Source organism: Virgibacillus subterraneus, assembly GCF_900110695.1.
Taxonomy (GTDB): Bacteria; Bacillota; Bacilli; order Bacillales; family Amphibacillaceae; genus Lentibacillus; species Lentibacillus subterraneus.
This window is the reverse complement of record NZ_FOEH01000005.1, coordinates 116,806-142,475: the sequence shown is the minus strand read 5'-3', so window position 1 is coordinate 142,475 and position 25,670 is coordinate 116,806. Positions and strand designations below refer to the sequence as shown.

Genomic DNA, 25,670 nt, shown 5'->3' with positions numbered 1-25,670 from the left:
AAATAAAAGTGAGGGATTAGCATGAAACTTGGTGTACTTTCCGACATTCATGAAGATTTTAACCGTAAAGAAACCCAATCAAATATAATGTCGATTTTAAGTAAATGGATAACAACTAAGCGTCCTAATGTATTTATTATAAGCGGTGACATAACTGATAGTTCAAAAAAGACACTCGCATTATTAGAACAGCTACAAAAGGAATGTCCTGACACAACAATTCTTTTTGTCCACGGTAATCATGATATTTATGAAGAGAACTCCGTAAATGCGTATGAAACATTACTTCAATTTCCAGGGAACCTTGGAAATGGTGTCATCGAACTAAATGATGATTGGGTCGTTATAGGTGATGGTGGCTGGTATGATTATAGTTTCGGGGTTCCTGATTATTCGAAAAGTGATTTTAAAAAAGGAACCTTTAACAACTTTACATGGCCTGATAAATTGTATGCCAATTGGGCTGAGTCGGATTCAGATGTCGTTGGTCGCTACACACTCAAATTATCGTACTGGCTGGAAAAGTATCGCGATCGAAATATTGTTATGGTTACTCATTTCGTTCCCTATGCAAAATATGTGGAATATAAAGACGAACCCGGTTGGGACTTCTTCAATTCCATGATGGGTAGTAAAAAATTTGGTCAATTAGCTGATAAGTACAATGTTAAAAAGTATATATTCGGACATGTGCATAAACGATACCATGAACAGCACAATGGTATGGAAATTATCTGTAATCCATTAGGATACTACCCATATGAATGGACACACGAATCAGCCGAGGAAGAAATAACTTCTGCAATTAAAATGATTGAAATCTAACCGTTTTCAGATGTAATGTATTATTCATATTCCGTTCATATGAATAAGCTACTCTGGTTTTAATGCTGATTTAGCAAAGGAGAGAGAAACTTGAATACGTACAGTAAAACATTACTGCGGTTTTCGGCTTTATTCGCTTTAGTAGGTGCATTCCTGGGATCCCACATGGCCGGGGCAGGCAGTCTTGCGTTTAAAACCGTTCACGCACACATATTAGTTGTCGGATGGCTAACCCTGTTCGCATGGGCAGTATATTACAAAATTTTCACACCAGCCAATAAGGTACTGGCAGCATTTCATGTCTGGACAGCCATTATTGGGTCAGTTGGCTTAACAGTTGGCATGTGGCTTTATTACTTAAGACCATTTGATTTGGCTGATGGATTAGTAACCGTCTTCTTCATCGTTGGTGGCTCCATATTGCTGTTAAGCTTTTTATTCTTCGCAGTACTAACGTTTATGAAAACCGAAGATGAGAAATAAATTAAATCAGAACCTGTCCGTCCATAGCAATTTATAATAAGCTTGCAAAAGAAGGAAAGATTGATACATTTTGGGGTGCTAAACACGCCATTATAAAAGACAGAAACCGCATTTCCTGGTAGCTAAATTATTCAAAGCAATAAATGGAGACATATATAAAGTGCCTATCACCGCTGATAGGCACTTTTCTTATTGTTTCACTTTATTAAAATAATCTATAATTCCAAGTGCACTAACTTGCATATCCAAATTGATCAGTACATAGACGTCATGATCTTCAGGAACATTAAGACTGCTCAAGTGATCTTTTACACGATGAAGAAGTTTACCAGCAATAACATCATATCCCTTCCCCTCTGTTATCGCCTCTTCACTGATTTCCATAAAAATCCTCAGCCATTCCGAAACCTGATCGAGTGCAACGTCTACTTGCTCAGTCATTCCAAAATGCCCATAATATATTCTGCTCAAATTCATTTTCTGCATACGCTCAATTGCTGTTTGCATGGCGTTGGGGTCAAATTGATTTGGTGATGTTGATGGCAGAAAAAAATCAATACCATCACGTGCTAGCTGCTGATAGCGAATTCCAACAGTATCGCCGGTAAACACACCATTACTAACCGGATCATAGATGCTGAAATGATGTTTAGCATGTCCCGGTGTGTCCAGGAATTCCAATGTACAATTAGTTCCAATTTTTAATGTATCGCCTTCTCCTTTAACAAGCAAGCGCTCTTCTGGGATAGGGACAATCGGATCAAATAGTTCACTAAAGCTGTCTCCGTACACAGCCCTTGCACCTGCTGCTAACTTTTTAGGATTTTCCAAATGTCTTGCACCCTTTGGATGAACAACTACCGTTGCATTCGGACACTCCTTAAGGAATAAACCAGTACCACCAGCATGATCAAGATGAACATGTGTAACTATAATATATTTTAATTCTTCTAATGAAAACCCGAGAGACTCCAGTCCTTTTTTTATATACTTTACTGACGGGCTGGGCCCTGTTTCAACTATCGTTAATTCATCATCGTCAATCACATATGTACCGGTACGTTCTGGTATGGCCAAATCAAAGCCATCAATTAAATGAATTCGCTTATCCAGCTCAATCGGTTCTTTCTCCTCCATTTTCTTACCTCCTAATTAATTTCATTTCCAATCCATGTTATTACTGAAAATTATACATGAATTGCCTTAAATAAACGAATTCTTTACAAGCACCAACAATACAAAGACAGCTGTAAGAGACATAAAACAAGCAAGGACGGAAATGAAAAAATTCACCTCCATACATACATAATAAACCCTTTTTAGTTCAAAATAACATTGACTATTTAAAGGAGGTCATCTATTGATGCATAATGAAGAACAACAGAATTTACAGGGAACTTCTCAAATGCCGCCTCAACAACACTATGGTGGGCATGACATGTTCGATGCTCATGAAGCCATGTCAACATTAGTAGGCGCAATGGAGCAAGGTGTATTATACGAACAGCATATTCAAGACCAGGAATTGAAAGCAATGTGCCAAAAGCATCGCGCATTCTGTACCCAACTTTACAATACAATTGTTGATACGCTAAAAACTGGACAAGACCCTGCTGTACCGACACAATCCTATAAAATGGACCAAAATAACGATGTCATGTATGGCATGCAGCCTTCACAGCCAAAGACACCTGCCCAATCTGTCACAGAGCTAAATGATCAAAGTATTTCCGGTTTCATGTTGGGTTCAATGAAATCAGCCGCATCTGCATTTACAATGACGTCACTGGAAATGACAAATCCAATTATGCGGCGTATTATGGCAGATAGTGTTCCAAACATGGTTGAGATGGCTTATGAGGTATTTTTATATCAGAATAAGAATCAATATTATCAAGTTCCACAGTTGCAGCAACAGCACATGCAAGCCTTCCAGAACAGCTATGCACCTGCTCAGGGGACAATGCCGCACTAATTATAAAAAACTACCTGTTTCGCTTGATGCGATCAGGTAGTTTTTATTCGTCAAAATTTGACAAAATTCGGGGAGTGACAGGCACCTACTAATCCAGCAGTCGGTTATTTTCGTCTACTTCCATTATTCTGGCTGATCTTGTAATATCAGCTAGATCGTATTTTCCGTCTCCGTGACACACACTGCATTGGTATTGCCAGCCTTCATCATCTGATAGCATTCCTGTTCCCTCACATGCTTTACAGGTGTCTTCTCTATTCATAATTTAGCCTCCATTATTGTTTATTTTTCACCCAGTTAATAATTCCACCTTTTAGCATAATTTCAAGTTGGCGTTCTGATAGGGCATGTTGAACATTTATTTCCTGGTCCTTATCTTTTACTTTTATCGAAAATTGATTTCCCTGTTGAATTTTATTCCGTAAATCTGTTAATTCCAAAACGTCACCAGGAATGAGTAAATCATAGTCTTCTTCATTCACGAATGTTAGTGGTAATACACCAAAGTTAACTAGGTTCTGCCAATGAATCCGAGCAAAATCTTTTACCAAAGCAACACGTAAACCAAGATACCTAGGTGCCAGTGCAGCATGTTCGCGACTTGAACCTTGACCATAGTTATATCCACCAACTACAGCATGCCCACCCTTATCTACCGTTGCTTTCCCTCGTTTATAGTAAGTATCATCAATAATCTCAAACGTAAACTTGCTAATTTCAGGCAAATTACTTCGAAATGGCAGTACACGTGCCCCGCCAGCTAATATTTCATCAGTAGAAATGTTATCCCCCATTTTTAACAGTATAGGGAGTTCTAAATGATCAGCCATTTCGTCCATCTTTGGAATGGAAGCGATATTCGGACCTTTGTATAATTCGACTTTCTTAGCTTCCTCAAGCGGGAGTGGTGTATCCAATAAGCTAATATCATTCGTAGGATTCTTGGGGTCTTTTAGCTTCGGATAATCCATTCCAAGTGTTCTAGGATCGGTAATTTGCCCAGTTAGAGCTGAAGCTGCTGCTGTTTCTGGACTGCATAAGTAAACACTATCTTCTTTCGTACCAGATCTGCCAGGAAAGTTTCTTGGGGTAGTACGCAAACTGTTCCTGCCTGTAGCTGGAGCTTGCCCCATTCCAATACATCCATTACAGCCGGCCTGATGCATCCGCGCGCCAGACTGAAGCAAACTTGCAATGTGACTCTCCTTAACTAAATCGGTCAGCATCTGCCTTGACGTTGGATTAATGTCCAGCGAGACTCCATCTGCAATTTGCTTATCATGTACAATTTGTGCAGCTATAGCAAAATCACGAAACCCTGGATTTGCTGATGATCCGATGTATGATTGATAAATCGGGGTGCCGACTAATTCCGAGATTGATACCACATTTCCTGGACTTGATGGTTTAGCAATCAGGGGCTCGATTTCAGATAGATCAATTTCTTCATATATATCATATGTTGCGTCCTTATCAGCAGACAATTCAATCCAATCATCTTCGCGGTCCTGTTCCTTTAAGAATCGCTTAATCTCTTTATCAGAAGGGAATACGGTACCTGTAGCGCCAAGTTCAGCACCCATGTTGGCAATAACATGACGATCCATTGCACTTAGTTCCTTTAGTCCAGGACCGAAGTATTCAATGACCTTCCCGACACCACCTTTTACATCGTGTCGACGGAGCAATTCAAAAATAACATCCTTAGCACTGACCCAGTCAGGCAACTTCCCTGTTAACTTTATCCCCCACACTTTAGGCATTTTGACATAAAAAGGTTCACCTGCAATAGCAAGTGCTACATCAATCCCCCCAGCACCCATTGCCAGCATGCCCATGCATCCATTAGCACAAGTATGACTGTCTGATCCAAGTAACGTTTTCCCCGGTTTCGCTAGTCGCTGCATATGAACCGGGTGACTAACACCATTGCCAGGACGACTATAGTACAAGCCAAACCGTCTAGTTGCACTTTGTAAAAATAAATGATCATCAGGATTCTTACTATCCACCTGAATCAAGTTATGATCCACATATTGAGCTGAAGCTTCCGTCTTTGCACGTTCCAGTTCCATTGCTTCTAGTTCAAGCATCACTAGTGTTCCGGTAGCATCCTGTGTTAACGTTTGATCAATTTTAAGCCCTATCTCTTCCCCAGCTTCCATTTTTCCAGCCACTAGATGGTCTTTTATAAGCTTTTGTGTGATGTTCAACGGCATAGAATTCCTCCTATTTACTTTTCATATAAATATTTATACTCTAGTATACTTTTTTAGTATATGAAAAAAAGCCTATAATTATTTGTAAGATATACGAATCTCTTGATGAGTTATCACGTATTATCTAAAAACAAGGTAAAGGAGCTGTAAAAATTGAATAATCATGAAATCGATTACGAACTACATGGGGATGATATGCAATTTGTAGAGGTGGAGCTTGATCCAGAGGAAACTGTTATTGCCGAAGCAGGAAGCTTAATGATGATGGATGAGCAAATAAGCATGGAAACTATATTTGGTGACGGTTCTTCTAATCAAGGAAGTGGAATAATGGGAAAGCTTCTTGGTGCAGGTAAACGTGTCATTACTGGCGAAAGTCTATTCATGACTACTTTCACAAATGAAGGATCAGGAAAAAAACACCTATCCTTTGCTTCACCATATCCTGGGAAGATTATTCCGATGGATTTAAGTGAAATAAATGGGAAATTAATCTGTCAAAAAGACGCCTTCCTGGCCGCCGCAAAGGGTGTCTCTGTTGGTGTTGAATTCCAGAAGAAAGTTGGCGCAGGTTTCTTCGGTGGTGAAGGATTTATTATGCAAAAGCTTGAAGGCGATGGCATGGCTTTTGTTCACGCAGGTGGAACAATTCACAAGAAAGTACTTGAACCGGGCGAGTCATTAAAAGTCGATACCGGTTGTCTTGTAGCAATGACAGGTGATGTTGATTACAACGTTGAATTTGTAGGCGGTATCAAAACGGCGATGTTTGGTGGCGAAGGACTATTCTTCGCAACACTGAGAGGTCCTGGAGAGGTTTGGATTCAATCACTTCCATTCAGCCGTCTGGCAAGCAGAATATTTGCGGCAGCACCAGAGAAAGGCGGATCAAAGGGTGAAGGAAGTGTAGCTGGAGGTTTGTTCGATTTATTGGGCGGAGACAGAAAATAGACTTTATAAAGTCACTTGATTTTGCACATACTACCCAGGAAACTATTAAAAAGAGGTGGATAACTTGGGTAGAGATGAACACAACAAACCAAGAGGAAAAAACTTTCTGGCACAAACACCAAAGAACCAAAAAACAGATGGCCGTGATGTTGAGTTTTCTAAGGAATTTGCTGACCACGAGGATAAAGAAGCACAAGCAAGAAGTCAACAAGCAGATAAACGTGCCAAACGAAAGTAACATTCAAAGTGCCCCAGCAGATCGGGGCACTTTTTGTTGGTATTGCGGTGTTTTGGTACGTGCCTGTCACTTCCCGGTTTTTGTCGAATAATATTTAAAATTGGCTGATATGTTTGTCATATTATACAATTGGTATATAAGCGAATAAATGAGGTGCAGATATGGGAAAAAAGAACGTTGAGGATTATCTCACGGAAGGGATTTACGGTTCCAAGCAAACAAAGAGAGCTGAACGCAAGCAATTTCTAGGAACAATTAGAGAAAGAATAGTTATCGCACTTACCAAGGGTCAGGTGATGACCGACAAAGGGCTAAAAAAGCTGGATGAAGCAATGAAGAGCAATAATGATGCCAAACTACTAATCAACGGACACGTATCTTCCAAATTTTTAAAGGAAGAAAAGGCTCTGGCCAAAAAATACAATATCGCATACACCGTCATCACCAACAATGATGCCGATACAGACATAGGCGCTGTATTAACATATGATTACGCTATCGACAAAGAAGATATTTTTGTACAAAATACAGAAGAAAAGGATGAACCCGAAGAACCTGCATCATTTTTTTCTAAAGTAAAACGGTGGTTTACATAATAGACTCCAATTCATAATATAATGCAATTCAGGAATAATAAGGGTTGGAGGTGTTTAAATGACACAACAATACCTTTGCCCGAATTGCAAAACAAATCGTTCACGCTTCAACATTATCGAACAAGTAGTAAAACCAGTGAAGCTGGATGCACAGACAGGTGAAATAACGAATGAATACACCAATGATAATATGGATGTCTTTCACATTGCCTACAAAGGACCGGAATACAGAATTCAATGTGGCGCCTGCGGGCTTATTGAAGATGAAAACACGTTTGTGAAATTTGCCAAGTACAGTGGTCAGTAACACTACATTCGAAATCGTGCCATCCCTTTGGTACACTTGGACCAACAATAATACGGAGGGTTATTTATGCGATTAACGGATAAGAGAGTAATTGCGCTTGTAGAAGATGGCTTTGAAGATCTTGAACTATGGTATCCAGTCCTTAGACTTCAGGAAGAGGGAACTGATGTTCACCTGGTCGGAAAAGAGTCACACAAAAAATATGTGGGTAAATATGGTGTTCCCGCAACATCAGATTATGCCTTTTCCGATGTTAATGCTGAAGATTATGATGCAATTCTTGTTCCAGGAGGATGGGCACCAGACAAATTGAGGCGCTATCCGGAAGTACTCGAATATGTTCGAGTAATGAACGATGCCAAAAAACCAATCGGGCAAATCTGTCATGCAGGCTGGGTGCTGATTTCTGCTAATATTTTACAAGGGAGAACAGTTACCAGCACACCAGGCATTAAGGATGATATGTCAAATGCAGGCGCAACTTGGATTGATGAAGCGGTTATTGTCGATGGACATATCGTTTCTAGTCGACGTCCACCAGACCTGCCAGCCTATGCAAAGGCATTTGCCGACAAACTAGCTGAGCAATAGATTAGAATACTGGTATATCGGAATTATTATGAAGGCGTATTTTACTTTCTTAGAACTCCTTATGCTTAGGAGCGCAGCTTTAATCTAGCGAATTCAGTTCTAGGGGAGAAAACAATAAAAAAACACTATTCAGTACACCTTAAACTGCTGGAAGGATTATACAATAAGAGGCTGAAGTATTGACGCTCGGAATAAGTATCCAACAATCAGTCGAATGAATCCTCATTCCGCTAAATAGCAGAAAAGGTGCTCTCGGAAGGGTGAGACGGATCCTCGTTCCGTTAAAAGCCAAAAACCAGCCAAAGTTGAGGCCGAAATGACAAATAGCGGAACGAGGATTCGAACCCAAGCTTAAAACGAGGGTTTTCAGGCAAATAACGGAATGAGGATCCGCCAAGTCAGTCGAAGCGGATCCTCATTCCGTTAATAAATGGGTTCTTCAACAACAGGAGCGGAATAATGCTAATATTTTCTATTGTTACCGTTATTTTCCTCTCACGAAAAGGAGACTCGACAGCCCCTAAGGTGCGCGCAGTGTACTTCCTTAGCGGTTGTCATAGCACTCAAGTATTTCCCAAATTCCGTCGCAAACATATCAAATATATTGTGATAAAGCATCTTCTAGCTCAAAGTGCCGTCCTACGATAAATGGCCATTCATGCTGCATATACAGCCTTGATTTTGACTCCCGCAGTTTGCGGACACAATCAACCAGCAATCCCAGGTCATTTGTTTCAAATGATAATAGCCATTCGTAGTCACCTAGTCCAAATCCATACACTCCGTTTGTTAAAATTCCAGGAATAAATTCATGTCCGATATTTCCATGATCACCAATTAGTGCCTTTCGTTCCCACTTTGGTAACAAATAGTATTCAGGGGTCCGGATAAACGGATAGAAGCACAAGTATTCTCTTGCTGGAACTCCCATTTGAAAAGAAGTCGGGTGCTCGGAAAACTCAAATGGCTTAGTCATTCCTGTAAACGCATGTGGAATATCAATATATTTCCCCCATGTTGAGCGACGTAAATCCAACTGGAGGTCCTGGATATCCTGGAATCGATCCGCATACATCCAAAATAGTATATCGGTATGCGCCTGAAATCCCTGTGTTACGTATGCCCCCCTTAGACCAACTGTATCCTCATATTTATGAAAGATTGCTACAGCATCCTTTACAGCTTCTTTCTTTTGACCGACTGAAAGCTCATCCCATTGTGATGTATATTTAACTGCCAAATGGTTCGTAAATTGTTCCTCCATGTTGTATTCCTCCCTAAATTTGAGTTAAAAGTTCAATTGCTGTCTGATTTCCTGTATTTGATTGATATGGCGTTTTTCATGCAGCCAGATAAGATTGACTGCATTTTTTAAACTTATTTCTCCAAAATCCTGATGTTTCATAGATTTTTTAGCCAAAATTCGTTCGTGTGTTTCATTAAAGACAAACTGTAAGTGCTGAAACCTGGATTCCTCTAATAACTGAAGTAAATTTTCCTTTGTCATCATTTCATTCGGTGGTTCACTCATTGCTTTGGATTTTTTGGTTCTGTCAGTTACAAAAGATAGGTCTTTCTCCTCCACCTTTTCTGTTTTAGCCTGCAAAGCATCCAAGACAAGCCCTGCCATAGCTTTTTCTGATGTATATAAATGATGAAGCACCTGGGCAATACTCCAGCTTTTATCAGATGGCTTTCGATTTAACTGCTCATCACTTAAGTCTTGAAAACTAGTTAATAGTTTCGTTCGAGTCCTGCCAAGATTAGAAATTAACATCCCTTTCACCTCGTATATGTAAAGTTTTTTTCTGTTCCACAAAACAATCATAATTAAATTTTTCATATTAATATGTGATATTAATCACATTTTTGACGAGATTATGGCTTTTTTGTGACTATTTAGGTTGCGTGTTCTTACTTTTGTTTCCTTTACACCTGGTAAACGGTTTCATATAATAAGATTAGTGACTGTTCAATCAAGGAGGGGTATGATGAGTGAAATTAAAGAGGGAACCCTGTTGTGGGAACCAGATGAAAAACGTAAACAGCAATCAAATATCTATGATTATATGAAATGGTTAAAACAACATAAAAACCTACATTTCAACGACTATCATTCACTTTGGAAATGGTCTGTTCATGAGCTGGAATTGTTTTGGGAATCTATCTGGGAATATTTTGATCTTCAAGCAGAACAACCTTACCAAACGATATTAACCTCACACGATATGCCCGGTGCTAAATGGTTTCCAGAGGCGACAATCAATTATACCGAACATATTTTCAGGAATCGGGATGAAAATAAACCAGCAATCATCCACTCCTCAGAAACAAGAAAAAATGCAGAAATAACCTGGAAGCAGCTTTACCAGGAAACTGCTGCACTACAGCAAACCCTCAAGAACCTTGGCGTAACTAAAGGGAATCGTGTTGTTGCCTATGTAGCCAATATCTATGAATCAGTCGTTGCATTCCTGGCAACTGCAAGTCTTGGGGCAGTTTGGTCGAGTGCATCACCTGACTTTGGTACACAAAGTGTCATCGATCGCTTTAAGCAAATCGAACCAAAAGTAATGATTACCGTTGACGGATACAGCTATAGCGGGAAAGAGTTCGATCGGACAGAGGTTGTAGAAAATATACAAGCAGAGATTCCAACGTTAGAAGCGACAATTGGAATACCTTATTTAAATGAAAACTCCAGTTTTAGTCATCTTAAAAATGTAACGCTCTGGAATGACGCAGTTCAAACCAGTAAGCAGCATACGCTCACATACGAGCATGTGCCATTCAATGACCCATTATGGGTGTTATTTTCATCAGGAACAACAGGTAAGCCAAAACCAATCGTTCAAAGTCAAGGTGGTATTTTACTCGAACATTTAAAAGCACTTACATTCCATGCCGACCTTGGAAAAGAAGACCGGTTCTTCTGGTTTACTACAACAGGCTGGATGATGTGGAACTACCTTGTCGGCGGTCTTCTTACAGGCAGTACGATTATTCTGTATGATGGGAATCCAGGCTACCCGGATAAAAAAATGCTGTGGAAATTTGCTGAAGATACAGGAATGACTGTCTTTGGTACCAGCGCAAGCTACATTACTGCATGCATGAAGGATGATGGGCTTACACCTGGTGAAGAATTTGATCTGAACCATTTGAAGAATATTAGCTCAACAGGTTCACCTTTGCCACCTGAAGGATTCCAATGGTGCTATGACAATGTCAAAGAGGACCTGTGGATTGCATCTGCTAGCGGCGGTACAGATGTTTGTACAGCATTTATCCTTGGGATTCCGACTGAGCCGGTGTATGCCGGTGAATTGCAATGTCGAGGTCTTGGTGCCAAAATTGAAAGCTTTAGCGATGAAGGAGAACCACAAATAGAAGCGGTTGGCGAACTAGTTTTAACGGAACCTTTCCCATCAATGCCTATCTATTTTTGGAATGATGAGGATGGCAGTCGCTTACATGACAGCTATTTTGATGTATTCCCAGGAATCTGGCGTCATGGGGATTACTTGAAAATTACCAATCGACACACTTGTGTTATTTATGGACGATCGGACGCAACAATAAACCGCGGAGGTATTCGAATCGGTACGAGTGAAATTTATCGTGCTGTTGATCATGTGAAACAAGTAGCTGATAGTTTAATAGTAGATGTTCCTGCCAACGATGGTGACTCCAGCACACCATTATTCGTCACCATGAAAGAAGGGGAGGAGTTAACAGAGTCTATTAAAAAGACCATCAAAAACGAAATCAAAAAGCACTGTTCACCGCGTCATGTTCCGACTGGAATATACGAAGTTCCTGAATTACCGACAACATTAAACGGTAAAAAACTGGAGATTCCAGTCAAAAAAATATTAATGGGTAAACCAGTGGATAAAGTAGTAAATAAAGGTTCATTAAGCAATGAGGGCTCCTTGGATTATTTTATATCCTTTGCAAAAGAAAGACAGTAGACATTAAAAGCGCAAGCGCCTGTTCAGTGCCGTATGGACTGCGCCCGTGCATCGCGGGTGGGTCGACGTTGCCGCGCAAAGCGGCGGTCTTAGTCGATCTTCCTTTTCCCTAAGATAAAGGATACACGAAGAGCGAAAGCGATTCGATGTTGACTTATCGTAGACTCGGGGAGGGAAGTCCATTAGGCGCTAGGCGCTGGAGCTGGACGTGGCTGATTTGGAATTCCAATTATCTACAGCACTTAAGCTTTATAATTTCCTAAACACAACAAACCGAGCTTGATCGTCCAAGCTCGGTTTTCTATTTATATCTAGGAAATTCTCACATCACCTGATCCCGCCTTGAGCGAGATAGGACTTTTGCCTTCTCCAATAACTCCCTCTAATTTATTATGTGAATGCTTTTTCACACTAATCAATGATAGCTTATTGAAGATATCTCCTGTACCTGTACTAACTTGGATAGTTGCATTCAAATTTACTTTTCCAGCAAGCAATGTTATATCTCCACTAGATGACTCAATATCCAGCGAGCTTTCGTCTAGAAGTGACAACAATACATCCCCCGATATAGTGTAGCCTTTGGCATCTCCTGTAAAACGAGTACATTTAATGTCCCCAGAATTAGCATGAAGCATTACCTTTTCACCTTTAACACTATCCGCTTGTATATTGCCAGACGATGTTTTTAGACTCATATCATTAACAATGCTATTACTTTGCTGAATCTTTCCGGAAGAAGTAACAACATGAAACTTTTCTCCTTGAAAGTTCATCACAGTAACATCTCCTGAACTCGTTGAACCTGTAAAATCACCCTTTATTCCATAGAATGCTGCCTCTCCGGATGAAGTTTCAAAATAGGCCTCACTTACATTGATATCGCTGGCCGTTATTTTGCCGGATGATGTCTTTAAATGTAGTTTTAGCGCTTCTAAATTTACAAGGTTTAATTCGCCAGAACTTGTTCTAGTATCGAATGAATCGGATTTTAGTTTTGCTGTAGAAACATCTCCCGAACTTGTTATGACAGTCCAATTTTCAGAAATTTCACTGGGAACTGTAATATGAAGAATGCATGAGGGTGTTTTTAGAGATTTATAAGCTTCTGATCCTTTTGCCGATACGCTCAAACTGTCCCCCGAGTAATCTATTTTTAATTCCGGCCCACCCTCATATGTTTCCAGGAACAGATCAACTTTCTTGTCTTCATGGGTACTAACGTTAACAGAGGCTTCAGATGTTGAAATGTTAAGCTCCTTTAACTTAGCAACATTATCAATCGTATCTTTTTGCGTGATAACTTCTTTGTTTACCGCTTTTCTGCCTCCATGCAATACGTTCTCAATTACTTTACCAACTGTCTTCCCTTCTTTCATCATTTCCACCTCTATTTTTTCTATTAGTAGCTCTAGTTTAGCTAAGATATTATTCTCAAGAAACCCGCCTTAGATTGATTTGTACTCCATCTTAAGGCTTAAAGAACAAAGGCGCTCCCGAATTCATCGAAAGCGCAAAGCAATTAAATATGTCTATTTTGAGTACTCAGGCTAGCCACAACATACGCAATGAACGACAATACAATCGGCAACACAACCGAATGAAGTCCCAGTGGTTGAGGGAAGAATGATTCTGATAAGATATATAAGCCTACCCCAACAACCATTGAAGCCAACGCACCGTATTTATTTCCTTTCCTCCAGTAAAGACCCATCACAATCGGCCAGATAAATGCCGCTTCCAATCCACCAAATGCGAATAAATTTAACCATATTATTAAATCTGGCGGGTTTAATGCCATTATAAAAATAATAATTCCTAATACAGCAGTAATACCAATACTCAACCGTTTAACCTTAACATGTGATGCGTCAGGCCTGACATAATTTAAGTATAAATCCTTCACAATTGATGAACTAACAAGCAGCAATAGTGAATCTACAGTAGACATAATTGCTGCCATTGGTGCTGCCAAAACGACGCCCGCAAGCCAGTTCGGTAAAACCTCTAGCGCAATCAGCGGCATTACCTTATCACCCACTTCAATCCCTGGTAAAACCGGGCGGGCAAATACGCCGATTAAATGCATATTCAGCATAATAAAGCCGACAACAATTGTCCCGATAATCAGCGCACGATGCATGGAACGGGCATTCTTATAGGACATTGCCCGGACAGCGATTTGCGGTAAGGCCACAACACCGACACCGACAAGAATCCAAAAAGATGAAACATATGTAGGCGTGAGACTGCCATCTGCTCCAAATGGGGTAATCAAATTTGGATTCTCTGTACTGAGATCTGTCATAATGGCGGAGATCCCGCCCCCGGCAATCACAACCGCAATAAGTAATATAAGCGTTCCAACAAACATGATTGTTCCTTGAATCGCATCCGTTAATGCAACTGCTCTGAATCCACCGATGGTCACATAAATCAATACTGACAACGCGAAAATAAACAATGCACTCGTATACGAAATGCCAACTAGCGACTCGATTAATCGAGCACCGCCAATCCATTGGGCTGCCATCGCTGAAAATAGAAATATAATAATGCTGAATGCAGAAAGTAGGACAACCCATTTAGATTTATATCGTTCTTTCAAAAAGTCCACCATCGTTACCGCATTATACTTCCGGGTAACTATCGCAAATTTTTTGCCTAGTATCATTAAAACAAAATATCCAGTCACGACCTGAGACATTGCCAATAATACCCAGCCGAGACCTTCATTATATGCAACACCAGGTCCACCAATAAAGCTGCTTGCACTTCCATATGTGGCAGTCATCGTCATTGCTAAAACGAAGCCTCCCATGTTCCGTCCACCAAGGAAGTACTCCTGGAGAAATGTATTTGATGACTTTATAAACTTTCCTGCCCATATACCCACACCAAAAATTATCAATAACAGACCAATTAACGGTATTAACGCCTGCCAGTTCATTCGTCATGCTCCTCTTCATCAAAGGGTATATCCACAAACCATTTTTTGACAATCACCGTCACCAGTACTGCCATTACTACAAATCCAAGCACACAACTGTAAAAGAACCATGCAGGAAACCCCATTACATATGAATACTCAGACGGGTCTTTTCCGCCCAATCCATAAGCAAACGCAAACCACCAGACAAAATTAAAAATAACCAGTCCAACCCCTATTAATGCCTCGCGATTTGCAATCTTATATCGATAATCATTGTCTTGCATCTGATAATCTCTCATTTTCCACGCTCCCTTTTTATCCAGAGCTAACTGTTTATAATATAACGGAAAGTACCTGCTGTTGTAAATATTTGAAAATTACATATTTTATACTTTATACTGGTACTTCCCTAAATCAATGGCATTTCCATTGAATAAAATACCTTCACTTTCAAGTGATAGTTTCTGAACATTGTATAACTCCTCGTCTTTAATACTAATCTCCCCGCGGGCATTTATAACCCGGTGCCAAGGAAGATTATATTTTCTGCTCATGGAATGAAGAATTCGGGATACCTGCCTTGCTCCTCTAGGACTACCAGCCAGTCTAGCAATCTGTCCATATGTCATTACTTTTCCACTTGGTATGTTTGATATAATGTCTATAACATCAGCCGTGAACTTCTGCATAACTACCTCCGTCATAATATCGTCCGCCTATATTCTATCATTTTCATTGGAGAAACACCTTTTTAGAAGACTTAGCATTCGACATGCCTTAATCCGAGTGCTTTAGCTACATTTATGCAGTAAGAAAATGTTCCTTTCTTAACTGCTAGAAATAATTTATAAATTATTGAAACATAAAACGATTTACATATGTCTTAAAAGTGATTGGTAAGGGGGATGTAACATGAGTGGTTATCGCGATGACCCAATTCAATTAAATAAAGAAGAAATATTAAATGAACTGATGGCAGCCCATTCCGAGAAATTATATCTGCTTGCCTACTCTTTTGTAAAAGATCGTGGAATGGCAGAAGATTTCTCTCAGGATGTTTTCATCAAATGCTACAGACACATGGATAAGTATCGTGGCGAGGTTTCTGTGACTTCCTGGTTTCTCATAACCCTAATGAGTGCACGTTTCACGCTATCCGAAAAGAAACCGGGTACTCACTCCACCAATAAGCAACTTATTAGACAAACAAAAACGCATCGACTATCACATCAATGCGTTTCTGCTTCCTATATTAAGTGCTATCGCTAGTGTTTTTTAAATCCCTTTCCGTTACTGTCATGTAAGCTCACCTTCAGCACTTTTCCTGAGAACTCCTGCATAATAAACTCAGCAGACTTTTCACCATTGGTAACGATTAATGTTACTTCTTTTTCTTTCAAAATATCCACTTGTTTTTTGTTCAGTAACAACTTCCTGGGCTTGTTGTCATTTTGAATGTCAATAACAACTCGAACACCGGAATCAAGAGCTTCCAAATCCTCCGTATACACTGTTGCTGTGCCATTGTTATCTTTTGGTGCAAAAACAACTTCAGGTGGATCATCTGCAGCTGTTCCTTCCGTTATACGTCCTTCAGGGCCATATTCAAACGGATCTGCTTCAGAGCTGTTCAGGCTCTCGACAAAATCTACTGTAGCATCAAGGTCGGCCGGACCCATCACCGGATTCTCACCCAATTCACTGATTGGTGCGTATTTAGATCCTGTTGACGTACCCATATAATTATTTACCGTCAGGGTATATGTTTTATCCATATCGATTGGGGATCCATCAGGTAAAGTTACGTCAACAACCGAACTTGTTTCAGGATCCCACGTATAATGAAAACCGCTTATACTGTAATCAGGACCATAAACTGATGAAAGCTGTGCTTCTATAATCGGGTAAAGATCTGCTCCCTTTATCTCAAACATCATCAGTGTATTGCCGAATGGCTGGATATTATATAGATCCCCCCAGGTAACTTCACCGGCTAGCAGGTCATCTCGAATTCCGCCACCATTCATCATCGCAAAATCACTATCCATTTGAGCGTTCATTCCATCAGCAATTAGATTCCCTAGACCCTGATCGCCATCATTGGAATAATCACCCGTTAAGTCTGTTGCATTGTAGCCTATTACTTCATTCATAATTGGTGCGATCTGATTTGCATATTTGTCCAGAATCCCAGTCACTGCTGGATCAGGAGTTACCTTGCTTTGATCTACAAAAACCACTTCTGCTTCTTTTTTTACAATGTCACCTGTCGTGCGGTCAATCTCCAGGTCAACGTCTGAAAATGCTTTTCCATATTCGGATGCTTGAACGATTAGTTTGTTATCCACGACACCATTATTAACTAAATGGTTATGTGCAGAATAAATAACATCAACCTCATCATCAACTGCATTCGCTAAGTCTGCAACCTGACCTGTCACCGTATCACCATTCTGTTCACCTGGAATGTGTGACAGCAGCACAATTGATTTTACACCTTGTGCTTTAAGTTCTGCGACAGAATCGTTCACAGCTTCAGTTGCATTTGTGAACTCGATATCCTGTATCCCGGCAGGCATGACCATTCCAGCAGCTTCCTGTGTGATAACACCAACGAATCCAATTTTTTCACCGTCAACTTCCTCTACATAGTGCGGAGGCAAGACAGTGTCCCCAGAACCTTTGTAAACACAATTTGCACATAGTAACGGGAAGTTCATTCCGTCATAGCCATCGGTACCTAAGCCTTCTGGATGTTCTCCTCCATTTACCATGCGTAGTAGTTCGTCTGTACCTTCATCAAATTCATGATTTCCTACTGTACCAACATCAAATCCGATTTCTTCCATAATCTCGACGGTTGGTTCATCCTGAAGCAAACCTGATACTGGTGAACTACCACCAATCATATCACCCGCATGAACAATCAGCGTATTTGGATTTGTTTGCTCTCGCGCTCCAATAGCTGCAGCGGTATAATCCATTTTACCGTAAGTACTAAATGTTCCATCCCCGTCTGGGTCAAGCTCATATTCCTGATCAATTTTTCCATGTAGGTCATTCATGCTTAATAACTGAACGGATAAATGTTCAGTTGAGCCATCATCGTTACCGACAAATGTATAGCCATACGATTCTGCCTCTTCTTCACTTGCAAAGAATACTCTTTTTTCCACTGGAACATCGGCCCAATTATCAGGCATAACGTACTCCTTTGTATCGGAATTACCAACATATCTTAAAAATCCTTTTTGATCATCATTTGCCCGGAATTCAAATGGTAATTCCAGTAATGGATCTTCCGGATTCCAAATGCCAAGACCAGCATCTTTCGCTTCTTTCACCGCATCCTGATATGTCGGATATACTTCTTCATTAAATGGCGCGATAAAATAGGTTGATGCTAACCCTTCTCGTACCATCTCCAGGTTGATATTCATACCATCTTCCTGACGAATAACTTCTGCCAGCAATCTGCCATAATCATCAGTTGGTTCCTCACCTATTTTCACAAGAACCTTATCACCTGGCTGAATAAGTTCATTCATATATGCTTTCGCTTCTTCACCAAAAGCTTTCTGATTTGCGTTTATCTCATCTCTGGCAGGGTCATCATTATGAGCTGTATATGTTTCAGCTGTGTCCATATTCAGAAAACGCACCTTTGTCCCACCAAGGACTGGTGTTTGCAAATGAATCGTATCGCCATCTACAACACTTTCAACAGTAGATTCATAAACTCCTGCTGCTGATGGTGGTTCCGGTTGTTCATCTGCCAATTGAATGTCCGCTTGTTCAGTTGGAATTAACTGATACGAATTATACTGGCTGACAATCGCCGTAACGTTATACCACCTATCATCCTCTACTAATGAAATATCCAGGGCATTCTCCATCACCCTGAGCGTTGTTCCATTGAAGTCCGAATCAATCAACGAAACATTATATCCGCCACCTGCAGGACTATCAGGGATATCATTAATAAATCCTGTAAGCTGAACTAATTCCCCTTCATAGGACTCGGCAACAGCAGAATCCTGAAGATCAGCTAATGTAACAGATTGTGCTTGCGGTAATTCCTGTCCGCTCTCTACTACTTCAATTGAAGTCGGGATAACTTCTTTTAAGCCATTATATGAATCTAGTTCACCAGAAACCCGGACTCGATCCCCTTTAGCAAGATCAGGAATTTCACCTTGTTCGAATGCAAAAAGATTAATGCCGCCTGTCTCGTCTTGTATGTATGTTGAAAATTGTGCGCCATTACTGATTGCATTATTATTAACCGTTACTATTCCTTCTACTGTTACTGCTGTTCCATCACTTAGCTCACGAGCATCAGCAATAGAATATTCCTCACCAGGATCACTTGGATCTGTAGGCGGGTCTTCCCCACCGGCACCGTCCATTGTGTGACTCCCCAGATATGCAAATGTATCTTTCGCATAATCTGACCAATCTGCTTCATTGTATGATGAACTTGCCTGTGTAACAGATGCATCTCTTACTAATGTGATGTCTTTTGCATAATCACTATCAGTTCCAATGTTACCTAATACATCCATTGCACTATCATTCTTTTTTAACACAAATGCATCGTCACCATTAAAATTAGCTACCGCAGAGCTTTCTAAGTCCGTCTGGGACAAAACTTCTGCATCAGCACTTGAATGGGCAACAACAAATACATCATTATGTTCCAAAGTACCTGATAGCTGTACCGACTGACTTGCTTCGGCAGCACCATTACTATACAATTCCAATTCGTAATTTGATAAATCTACTGGATCACCTGTACCATTATAAATCTCGATTGCCTTGTTATACGAACTTCCTTCAATATACTCTGAGATGAATAAGTCCTCTGCTACTACTTCATTACTCTCTGCCTTCACTAGAATCGAAGAATAATTCATGAACACTAGCGTGAAAACAAGAAGCAAATTCAGCATCTTCTTCACAGTCGAATTTTTCATTGGTACCCTCCATTAATATGATATTGTGACACAATTGTGACTGTGGCACACTTTTAATATGGCATATTAAATAAGAGGATACAATTAAATTTTTGTAAATTTATAGTAAATTCTTACTATTTAAGCAGTGATTAGCTAAAAACAGTTAAAAATACCCACTCGAAAAACATGTCTAATAGCATGCAAATTACTCGATTTAAAAATTTTTCTTGTAAAAAATGCGATGGAATAAATTATAATTCGTCTAATAAATAGAGTCGCGGAGGTGAGGAGTCTTGGACAACAATAAGAAAATCTCGGATTGGTTTGAGCAATATGGCAATGATATCTATCATTTTTTAATTTATCGTATAGGTCCAACTGATGCTGAAGACTTACTTCAGGAGGTCTTCATAAAAGCATTGAGAGGATTTAACAGTTATCAGGAAAAATCAAACCCAAAAACATGGCTCTTCAGTATAGCCAGAAATGTAGCTGTCGATGAGGTTAGGAAACGTAAGGTCAGAAAGTGGATGAGCCACATTCCTTTAGAGAAAACAAATGAACCAGAAACAACTATTTCACCACAATCTATTCTTGACCATGAAGAGGAGCACCAGACCATTTACCGGGCCATTAAACTCTTAAAGTCAAACTACCAGGATGTGATTATTCTCAGAGGAATCAAAGAACTATCCATAGCAGAAACAGCCGATGTACTTAAATGGAGCAAAAGCAAAGTCCGTTCTACACAACATCGTGCAAGAATAGCTCTTCATGAAGCTTTAAGGAGGTGTAACGACAATGAAGAAACAAGATCATAATGAATTAAAAGATCTTCTTAAGGACATGCCAAAACCTGATGTGAGCAAACAAAAACGGAATGAAATCCACCATGCCATTATGAATTCAAATAAGTCATTCCCAATCAAAAAATTTGCAGCTATATTTGGGGCAGTTGCTGCTGGTTTCTTATTCTTCCTGCTGATTTTCTCATCCATGAATACTAATAACCAGCAAGCGGCAATGCATACGTATAACGATATCGTCAAAGGTGAGATTTCAGCCATTAACGGTGCAACTGAAGATAATTTGTATTCATCATCGGATCAAAAAATAATCGAAAGTTTCCACGAGACTATAGGGGCCATGAATTATAAGAAAACAACCCAAGAAAGCTCAGTTTTTGAAAAAACCATCACGCTTTATAATGATAATAATGAAAAAGTAACTACCATGACTTTTACAGGTAAAAATATTGTTTCCATAGACGGTAAACAATATAAAATCAATGAAAATCAATTGAACCAATTTACTAGTCAATTCTTTACCGAAAAATTTAAAACAAATACCGAAAAGAAACCAAGTCTAAAAGAACAGGCAAATAAGGTTCTCACTCTATTGACGAATGAGAATATGGAGGCACTAGCAAATCAGGTCCATCCTGAAAAAGGATTACTGTTCTCTCCTTATGTATACATTAAATCAAATGCTGTAACATTTTCACAGGATGAGATTTCTAAATTACTTGAAGATAACAGCGTTTATGAATGGGGCAGCCAGGATGGTAGCGGAAAACCAATTGAACTGACACCGGGCGAATACTTTGATGAATATGTTAACGCATCTTTCTTTTCTAATGCAGATGAAGTTAATGTAGACAATCTGAAAAATCGCGGAACTATGTTAAATAACATTCGTGAAGTTTTTCCGAATGCACAAATGGTCGAATTTTACCAAAATGGAAAAGAAGAATTAGCTTGGGAAAGCTTAACACTCGTATTTGAAGAAGTGGATGGCAGCAGAAAACTAGTCGCGATCGTTCATGGTGAGTGGACGTCATAAGCATTAAACAAGATGCAGGGACATAATTAAAACTTCCCACTATATAGACGAATAATAACAGGCTAGGATGTTTAAAAGGGATTCATTTTCAATGGCTGGAACTAATGCGTAGTTGAGTTAAACTGCAACGTAGCTTTGCATCCATCTATTATAAAATGAGTGCTATGACGAACAGGACGTCACCGGCTTTATCCGGTTCCCAGTCGAGTACGCGGGAGCGCACCCCAAATTTTGTGGGCGTGCTCCTCATCTCCTCACAGATCCGTGCTTACCGCACACAGCCCTTCCTATCATTGTTTACAGAATATACCTGAATCATTTATTTATATGTTCATTCAAAGTATGGAAAAGGTATTTACGAATTCGGCATATTAGCAGAATTTTTCATTGGTACCCTCCATTAGTAAGATATTGTGACAAAATTATGACTCTGGTACACTTTTAATATGGCATTATTAAAGGAAGGAAACAATTAAGTATTTGTAAATTTATAGTAAACTCTTACTATTTTAGCAGTGATTAGTTAAAAACTAAATGGAGGACGACAAATGAAAAGAAAGGGAATTATAGGAGCAGGAGTAATATTAATACTCATCATTTTTACCTTTACAGTCAATTATAATGCCAATAATGAAAAGGTGATTGCTGAAAGCTTGCGAGATAGCATTAAAAAAAGTATGAAGGAAACAGAAAAACAAAAGGAAACGATTCAGAAATTCCATATGCAGGTTCATGAAAAGTTTAGAGAAGAGGGATATGATGGTAATGTTTCAATTCCAAGGGTTTCCCTCTTTTCTTCTAAACCAAAACAACTAACGCTTCATGTAAAGAACAAAAGTGATTCTAGCAAAGAAATGAAACAGATTATTAAAGATATTGCTAAATCCAACAAACTGGGCAAGGTGGAAGTTACAGTAAAAGTACAGAGAATAAAAGAAGAAGAGATAAGTGAAGAAGCCAAAGAAAAGAGACAACTCTCGCATGATATATTTGAAATTACCAGCGAAATATTACAAGAAAAAGGTTACAATCACAACGGGGTGAGCATTATGACTACGCCCAATCCGACCATTGAAATAACAATTGATGAATCAGAGGAAAACTTTAGCAAAAACAAAAAAGCTATCGAAAAACTTATCCATAATACTATCTATTCAAAGAAAAAAGTGGATTATAAGGTAAAAGTCGATAAAAGAACCGAAGCACAGTTAACAGAAGAGAAATGGTATCCTATTCTGGGATCAATACGGGAAGAAACAAACAAAAATTTTGATAAAGTTACCGGTTTTGCTCATTCTTTCAACACCACTCCCTTACAGATAACAATTAAAACCTCTTTATCAAAAGGATGGACGTCGAATATAAAGGCAAAGCAAATCAAAATGTACGTACATGGAATAATCGATATAAAAAGAGAAGAATTATCACTGCTTAAGGAAGAACCTTATAAAATAATTATACACGATAAAGGAAATGACAAGTTGAATTGGATGAACAAGTAAGGCTGAAAAATTAATCTTCTGGGTTGAAAAAGAGTAACCTTAATGGCTACTCTTTACTACTTTCTATTCCATTGTAATTGTTTGTTGTTCTTTACGTGCCAGACACATAATTCCAGCGATTAAGTAAAATATTCCGCTAAAGATTCCGGCGCCCACTGTGATAATTGCTGCAAGTACAGACGTTACAATCAAAATAATCCCCGCTGCTTTCGGTTTCTTATCGCCTTTTACCAATATGATTGAAATAATACCTAATACCAACGCAATGATTGAAACAATCGCTAGTACTAATCCTCCACCTTGAAGGACTTCCAGCATAGCCTGCATATCACCCGTTCCCATTCCAGGTTGTTGCATCATTTCATCCGAAGCCTCATTTAAGACTTGCTCATTGTTAAATAGCCATGCTGCAAATATACCTAATCCAGCAAACAGCATATAGATTAATGCTCCTACAATCGTTAATACAATTTCTCCTGTCCGATTCATTACAAACCCTCCCCATTTTTAACTTTACTTATTCTATGCGGTAATTTGAATGAAATATTCTAATTACCTGTTTCATGTACTACCTTACCATATAACATTATACATTCTAACTTTTATCATAACATTTATCTGCTAGTATTCGACAAACTCTAAAGCAAATTTAGAAAACTTGGATTATCGCCAAGCCTTAATGGCGAAATCTTTAGTTGCACTTATGCAGTAAGAAAGAATTTATACTTTCTTATCTGCCAAAAATAAGCCAACAATCGAAAGTTGGCTTGTATGCTTCAGTGACTATTCTATTAAATTAGCAGCGTTCAGATAGCCATGACCTTGAACATTGGGAGATTGTCCTAAATCATCGCAGGCATTTATAAGCCGCTCCTTAACTAGATCCGGGGATAGATTCGGTTCTCTTTGGAGTAATTGTGCAACTATACCTGCACATATAGGAGTAGCCATTGAGGTTCCTGATAAAGAAAAGTAGTTAGTACCGACACGTGATTCTGAATTTATTTTATCGAGAAAAGATCTGGGTGATCGCAGCGAGATAATAGTTACGCCGGGCGTTAATAAATCCGGCTTCATCAAACCATCAATTGTGGGTCCTCGTCTTGAGAAATCTGCTACCACATCATCAGATCGATTAACTGTATTATTATCGTTGGCAGCACCTACTGTAATTACTTTAGGGCTAATTCCCGGGCTCCCGATTGATTCCGCAGAAGGTCCTGAGTTTCCAGCGGCTACACAAACAACCATACCATTATCCCACGCCACTTCAACTGCTTTTACAACAGGATCCTCTTCAGCGGATTGTTCTGCAGGTGAGCCAAGAGATAACGAAAGTACATCAATATTAAATTGCGATTTATTTTGAATACACCAATCAATTCCTGCTATGACTGTAGAAAGTGAACCAGACCCCATTTTATTTAATACTTTTACGCCAATTAAGTTAGAATCTGGTGCTGGTCCTTGATATGTTCCATCAGATAATAACCCGTTACCAGCCGCATCTCCTGCACAATGGGTACCATGTCCATTATCATCATATGGGTCTGTATTGTTTTTAACAAAGTCCTTAAAGGCAATAATTCTTCCTTCTAAATCATTGTGTGGGTATATTCCCGTATCGATAACAGCAATGTTGACACCTTTTCCCGTTAAGCCAGACTGCTTCAACTGATCAGAATTAATAGCCGGTGTGGCTTTATCTAGCAACGTGGTAACTTTTTTATCATGATAAAACTTTTTAATGTGATTACAGTTTTCGGTTAAATACTCTATTTTTTCAATTGATATCTTGGTGGAGCAACATGATATGGAAGGAAATTGTTGAAGATGGGGACACTTAGCACTTTTTACATCGTGAATGCCAGCCTCAAACGTATTTGTCTCAAACTCAATAATTACAGGCAACCTTTTTGCCTTTTTTCTAATATATTCTAAGGGTCGGTGTAAGAAACATGGAACTGAACGAAAAGGGTGATAAAATTGAATTAGTTGTCGCCGTAAATCTTTATCAAATTTATGTCCCATTCGCCGAACCATTTGAACTATAGAAAAACCTAGCATAATAGATTCATCCTCTCTTACTATTTACGTGACACGATATAATACGTAAATAGTAAGAGAGCTAATAATGAATAGGTACAGAAAATGGTGAAAAAGGCAAATAACCAGCGAATTGTGAAGTTAACCTTCTACATTTCGCTGGATTTCTTCCAAACTTTGCATCGTACTATCTAGCATCCTTTCATATAGATCTAAAATAGATTGCCCATA

At 39.3% G+C, this 25,670-nt stretch carries 25 protein-coding genes; 13 read left to right on the top strand and 12 right to left on the bottom strand.

Annotated elements, in window-relative coordinates; translation table 11 throughout:
• Positions 1-21: 21 nt before the first annotated feature.
• The gene (locus BMY13_RS14625; protein WP_092494094.1) at positions 22-825 is read left to right on the top strand and encodes a metallophosphoesterase; all 804 of its coding nucleotides are present in this window, start codon (positions 22-24) and stop codon (positions 823-825) included.
• Positions 826-915: 90 nt separating this feature from the next.
• Positions 916-1,308 (top strand): hypothetical protein, encoded by a 393-nt coding sequence (locus tag BMY13_RS14620; RefSeq protein WP_092494093.1) that lies wholly within the window; start codon positions 916-918, stop codon positions 1,306-1,308.
• Between the two features lie 189 nt (positions 1,309-1,497).
• Here BMY13_RS14620 and BMY13_RS14610 read toward each other — a convergent pair whose 3' ends face one another.
• Positions 1,498-2,445, bottom strand: a complete 948-nt coding sequence (locus BMY13_RS14610) for an MBL fold metallo-hydrolase (RefSeq protein WP_092505463.1) — start codon at positions 2,443-2,445, stop codon at positions 1,498-1,500.
• A 226-nt stretch (positions 2,446-2,671) separates the two neighbouring features.
• Between BMY13_RS14610 and BMY13_RS14605 the strand changes: the two genes are divergently transcribed.
• Positions 2,672-3,283: a spore coat protein gene (locus BMY13_RS14605; RefSeq protein WP_092494091.1), complete on the top strand. Its 612-nt coding sequence runs from the start codon at positions 2,672-2,674 to the stop codon at positions 3,281-3,283.
• 88 nt (positions 3,284-3,371) lie between these two features.
• On the opposite strand, the gene BMY13_RS19550 is transcribed toward BMY13_RS14605, so the two are convergent.
• The gene (locus BMY13_RS19550; protein ID WP_175476822.1) at positions 3,372-3,545 is read right to left on the bottom strand and encodes a hypothetical protein; all 174 of its coding nucleotides are present in this window, start codon (positions 3,543-3,545) and stop codon (positions 3,372-3,374) included.
• A gap of 13 nt (positions 3,546-3,558) precedes the next feature.
• A complete protein-coding gene (locus tag BMY13_RS14600) occupies positions 3,559-5,502 on the bottom strand; it encodes an aconitate hydratase (protein ID WP_092494090.1) in 1,944 nt (647 codons plus the stop codon).
• Positions 5,503-5,655: 153 nt separating this feature from the next.
• On the opposite strand from BMY13_RS14600, the gene BMY13_RS14595 reads away from it, so the two are divergent.
• The 5 genes from BMY13_RS14595 to BMY13_RS14575 all read left to right on the top strand — a co-directional run bounded on the left by BMY13_RS14595 (position 5,656) and on the right by BMY13_RS14575 (position 8,185).
• Positions 5,656-6,453, top strand: a complete 798-nt coding sequence (locus tag BMY13_RS14595) for a TIGR00266 family protein (protein WP_092494089.1) — start codon at positions 5,656-5,658, stop codon at positions 6,451-6,453.
• A gap of 64 nt (positions 6,454-6,517) precedes the next feature.
• Positions 6,518-6,691 (top strand): YfhD family protein, encoded by a 174-nt coding sequence (locus tag BMY13_RS14590; RefSeq protein WP_092494088.1) that lies wholly within the window; start codon positions 6,518-6,520, stop codon positions 6,689-6,691.
• Positions 6,692-6,852: 161 nt separating this feature from the next.
• Positions 6,853-7,287: a YueI family protein gene (locus BMY13_RS14585; RefSeq protein WP_092494087.1), complete on the top strand. Its 435-nt coding sequence runs from the start codon at positions 6,853-6,855 to the stop codon at positions 7,285-7,287.
• Between the two features lie 58 nt (positions 7,288-7,345).
• Complete coding sequence (locus BMY13_RS14580) at positions 7,346-7,594, top strand: DNA alkylation repair protein (protein ID WP_092494086.1); 249 nt, start codon at positions 7,346-7,348, stop codon at positions 7,592-7,594.
• Between the two features lie 66 nt (positions 7,595-7,660).
• The gene (locus BMY13_RS14575; RefSeq protein ID WP_092505461.1) at positions 7,661-8,185 is read left to right on the top strand and encodes a type 1 glutamine amidotransferase domain-containing protein; all 525 of its coding nucleotides are present in this window, start codon (positions 7,661-7,663) and stop codon (positions 8,183-8,185) included.
• 595 nt (positions 8,186-8,780) lie between these two features.
• Here the strand turns inward: BMY13_RS14575 and BMY13_RS14570 are convergent.
• Both BMY13_RS14570 and BMY13_RS14565 read right to left on the bottom strand, forming a co-directional pair.
• On the bottom strand, positions 8,781-9,449 hold the full coding sequence (locus tag BMY13_RS14570) for a chlorite dismutase family protein (protein WP_092494084.1): 669 nt from the start codon (positions 9,447-9,449) through the stop codon (positions 8,781-8,783).
• Positions 9,450-9,473: 24 nt separating this feature from the next.
• On the bottom strand, positions 9,474-9,962 hold the full coding sequence (locus BMY13_RS14565) for a DinB family protein (RefSeq protein WP_092505459.1): 489 nt from the start codon (positions 9,960-9,962) through the stop codon (positions 9,474-9,476).
• 214 nt (positions 9,963-10,176) lie between these two features.
• Here BMY13_RS14565 and BMY13_RS14560 point away from each other — a divergent pair, with 214 nt between their 5' ends.
• On the top strand, positions 10,177-12,159 hold the full coding sequence (locus tag BMY13_RS14560) for an acetoacetate--CoA ligase (protein WP_092505456.1): 1,983 nt from the start codon (positions 10,177-10,179) through the stop codon (positions 12,157-12,159).
• Positions 12,160-12,470: 311 nt separating this feature from the next.
• On the opposite strand, the gene BMY13_RS14555 is transcribed toward BMY13_RS14560, so the two are convergent.
• The 4 genes from BMY13_RS14555 to BMY13_RS14540 all read right to left on the bottom strand — a co-directional run bounded on the left by BMY13_RS14555 (position 12,471) and on the right by BMY13_RS14540 (position 15,780).
• Positions 12,471-13,538 (bottom strand): DUF4097 family beta strand repeat-containing protein, encoded by a 1,068-nt coding sequence (locus BMY13_RS14555; RefSeq protein ID WP_175476821.1) that lies wholly within the window; start codon positions 13,536-13,538, stop codon positions 12,471-12,473.
• 143 nt (positions 13,539-13,681) lie between these two features.
• The gene (gene panF, locus BMY13_RS14550; protein WP_092505452.1) at positions 13,682-15,109 is read right to left on the bottom strand and encodes a sodium/pantothenate symporter; all 1,428 of its coding nucleotides are present in this window, start codon (positions 15,107-15,109) and stop codon (positions 13,682-13,684) included.
• A complete protein-coding gene (locus BMY13_RS14545) occupies positions 15,106-15,390 on the bottom strand; it encodes a YhdT family protein (RefSeq protein ID WP_425445161.1) in 285 nt (94 codons plus the stop codon). The genes panF and BMY13_RS14545 overlap by 4 nt, the downstream gene beginning before the upstream one ends.
• Before the next feature lie 87 nt (positions 15,391-15,477).
• Positions 15,478-15,780 (bottom strand): MGMT family protein, encoded by a 303-nt coding sequence (locus tag BMY13_RS14540; RefSeq protein WP_092505675.1) that lies wholly within the window; start codon positions 15,778-15,780, stop codon positions 15,478-15,480.
• A gap of 223 nt (positions 15,781-16,003) precedes the next feature.
• Between BMY13_RS14540 and BMY13_RS14535 the strand changes: the two genes are divergently transcribed.
• Positions 16,004-16,360: a sigma factor gene (locus tag BMY13_RS14535; RefSeq protein WP_092505450.1), complete on the top strand. Its 357-nt coding sequence runs from the start codon at positions 16,004-16,006 to the stop codon at positions 16,358-16,360.
• Here BMY13_RS14535 and BMY13_RS14530 read toward each other — a convergent pair.
• Positions 16,357-20,067: a 5'-nucleotidase C-terminal domain-containing protein gene (locus BMY13_RS14530; RefSeq protein ID WP_092505448.1), complete on the bottom strand. Its 3,711-nt coding sequence runs from the start codon at positions 20,065-20,067 to the stop codon at positions 16,357-16,359. The genes BMY13_RS14535 and BMY13_RS14530 overlap by 4 nt on opposite strands.
• A gap of 275 nt (positions 20,068-20,342) precedes the next feature.
• Here BMY13_RS14530 and BMY13_RS14525 point away from each other — a divergent pair, with 275 nt between their 5' ends.
• From BMY13_RS14525 to BMY13_RS14515, 3 genes are all read left to right on the top strand, one after another.
• The gene (locus BMY13_RS14525; RefSeq protein ID WP_092505446.1) at positions 20,343-20,870 is read left to right on the top strand and encodes an RNA polymerase sigma factor; all 528 of its coding nucleotides are present in this window, start codon (positions 20,343-20,345) and stop codon (positions 20,868-20,870) included.
• Positions 20,851-21,891: a hypothetical protein gene (locus BMY13_RS14520; RefSeq protein ID WP_092505444.1), complete on the top strand. Its 1,041-nt coding sequence runs from the start codon at positions 20,851-20,853 to the stop codon at positions 21,889-21,891. The genes BMY13_RS14525 and BMY13_RS14520 overlap by 20 nt, the downstream gene beginning before the upstream one ends.
• 548 nt (positions 21,892-22,439) lie before the next feature.
• On the top strand, positions 22,440-23,393 hold the full coding sequence (locus BMY13_RS14515; protein WP_092505442.1) for a hypothetical protein: 954 nt from the start codon (positions 22,440-22,442) through the stop codon (positions 23,391-23,393).
• 63 nt (positions 23,394-23,456) lie between these two features.
• On the opposite strand, the gene BMY13_RS14510 is transcribed toward BMY13_RS14515, so the two are convergent.
• Positions 23,457-23,882 carry a DUF4064 domain-containing protein gene (locus tag BMY13_RS14510; RefSeq protein ID WP_092505439.1) on the bottom strand — a complete coding sequence of 142 codons (426 nt, stop codon included), beginning with the start codon at positions 23,880-23,882 and terminating at the stop codon, positions 23,457-23,459.
• A 294-nt stretch (positions 23,883-24,176) separates the two neighbouring features.
• Entirely contained in the window at positions 24,177-25,460 is a 1,284-nt protein-coding gene (locus BMY13_RS14505; RefSeq protein WP_092505437.1) for a S8 family peptidase, read from the bottom strand.
• Positions 25,461-25,670 lie beyond the last annotated feature (210 nt).

Excerpts from the sequence above, each read along its gene's own strand:
- BMY13_RS14625 (WP_092494094.1), top strand. The coding sequence starts at position 22 with ATGAAACTTGGTGTACTTTCCGACATTCATGAAGATTTTAACCGTAAA.
- BMY13_RS14610 (WP_092505463.1), bottom strand. The coding sequence starts at position 2,445 with ATGGAGGAGAAAGAACCGATTGAGCTGGATAAGCGAATTCATTTAATT.
- BMY13_RS14605 (WP_092494091.1), top strand. The coding sequence starts at position 2,672 with ATGCATAATGAAGAACAACAGAATTTACAGGGAACTTCTCAAATGCCG.
- BMY13_RS19550 (WP_175476822.1), bottom strand. The coding sequence starts at position 3,545 with ATGAATAGAGAAGACACCTGTAAAGCATGTGAGGGAACAGGAATGCTA.
- BMY13_RS14600 (WP_092494090.1), bottom strand. The coding sequence starts at position 5,502 with ATGCCGTTGAACATCACACAAAAGCTTATAAAAGACCATCTAGTGGCT.
- BMY13_RS14585 (WP_092494087.1), top strand. The coding sequence starts at position 6,853 with ATGGGAAAAAAGAACGTTGAGGATTATCTCACGGAAGGGATTTACGGT.
- BMY13_RS14580 (WP_092494086.1), top strand. The coding sequence starts at position 7,346 with ATGACACAACAATACCTTTGCCCGAATTGCAAAACAAATCGTTCACGC.
- BMY13_RS14575 (WP_092505461.1), top strand. The coding sequence starts at position 7,661 with ATGCGATTAACGGATAAGAGAGTAATTGCGCTTGTAGAAGATGGCTTT.
- BMY13_RS14570 (WP_092494084.1), bottom strand. The coding sequence starts at position 9,449 with ATGGAGGAACAATTTACGAACCATTTGGCAGTTAAATATACATCACAA.
- BMY13_RS14565 (WP_092505459.1), bottom strand. The coding sequence starts at position 9,962 with ATGTTAATTTCTAATCTTGGCAGGACTCGAACGAAACTATTAACTAGT.
- BMY13_RS14560 (WP_092505456.1), top strand. The coding sequence starts at position 10,177 with ATGAGTGAAATTAAAGAGGGAACCCTGTTGTGGGAACCAGATGAAAAA.
- BMY13_RS14555 (WP_175476821.1), bottom strand. The coding sequence starts at position 13,538 with ATGAAAGAAGGGAAGACAGTTGGTAAAGTAATTGAGAACGTATTGCAT.
- panF (WP_092505452.1), bottom strand. The coding sequence starts at position 15,109 with ATGAACTGGCAGGCGTTAATACCGTTAATTGGTCTGTTATTGATAATT.
- BMY13_RS14545 (WP_425445161.1), bottom strand. The coding sequence starts at position 15,390 with ATGAGAGATTATCAGATGCAAGACAATGATTATCGATATAAGATTGCA.
- BMY13_RS14540 (WP_092505675.1), bottom strand. The coding sequence starts at position 15,780 with ATGCAGAAGTTCACGGCTGATGTTATAGACATTATATCAAACATACCA.
- BMY13_RS14535 (WP_092505450.1), top strand. The coding sequence starts at position 16,004 with ATGAGTGGTTATCGCGATGACCCAATTCAATTAAATAAAGAAGAAATA.
- BMY13_RS14530 (WP_092505448.1), bottom strand. The coding sequence starts at position 20,067 with ATGAAAAATTCGACTGTGAAGAAGATGCTGAATTTGCTTCTTGTTTTC.
- BMY13_RS14520 (WP_092505444.1), top strand. The coding sequence starts at position 20,851 with ATGAAGAAACAAGATCATAATGAATTAAAAGATCTTCTTAAGGACATG.
- BMY13_RS14515 (WP_092505442.1), top strand. The coding sequence starts at position 22,440 with ATGAAAAGAAAGGGAATTATAGGAGCAGGAGTAATATTAATACTCATC.
- BMY13_RS14510 (WP_092505439.1), bottom strand. The coding sequence starts at position 23,882 with ATGAATCGGACAGGAGAAATTGTATTAACGATTGTAGGAGCATTAATC.
- BMY13_RS14505 (WP_092505437.1), bottom strand. The coding sequence starts at position 25,460 with ATGCTAGGTTTTTCTATAGTTCAAATGGTTCGGCGAATGGGACATAAA.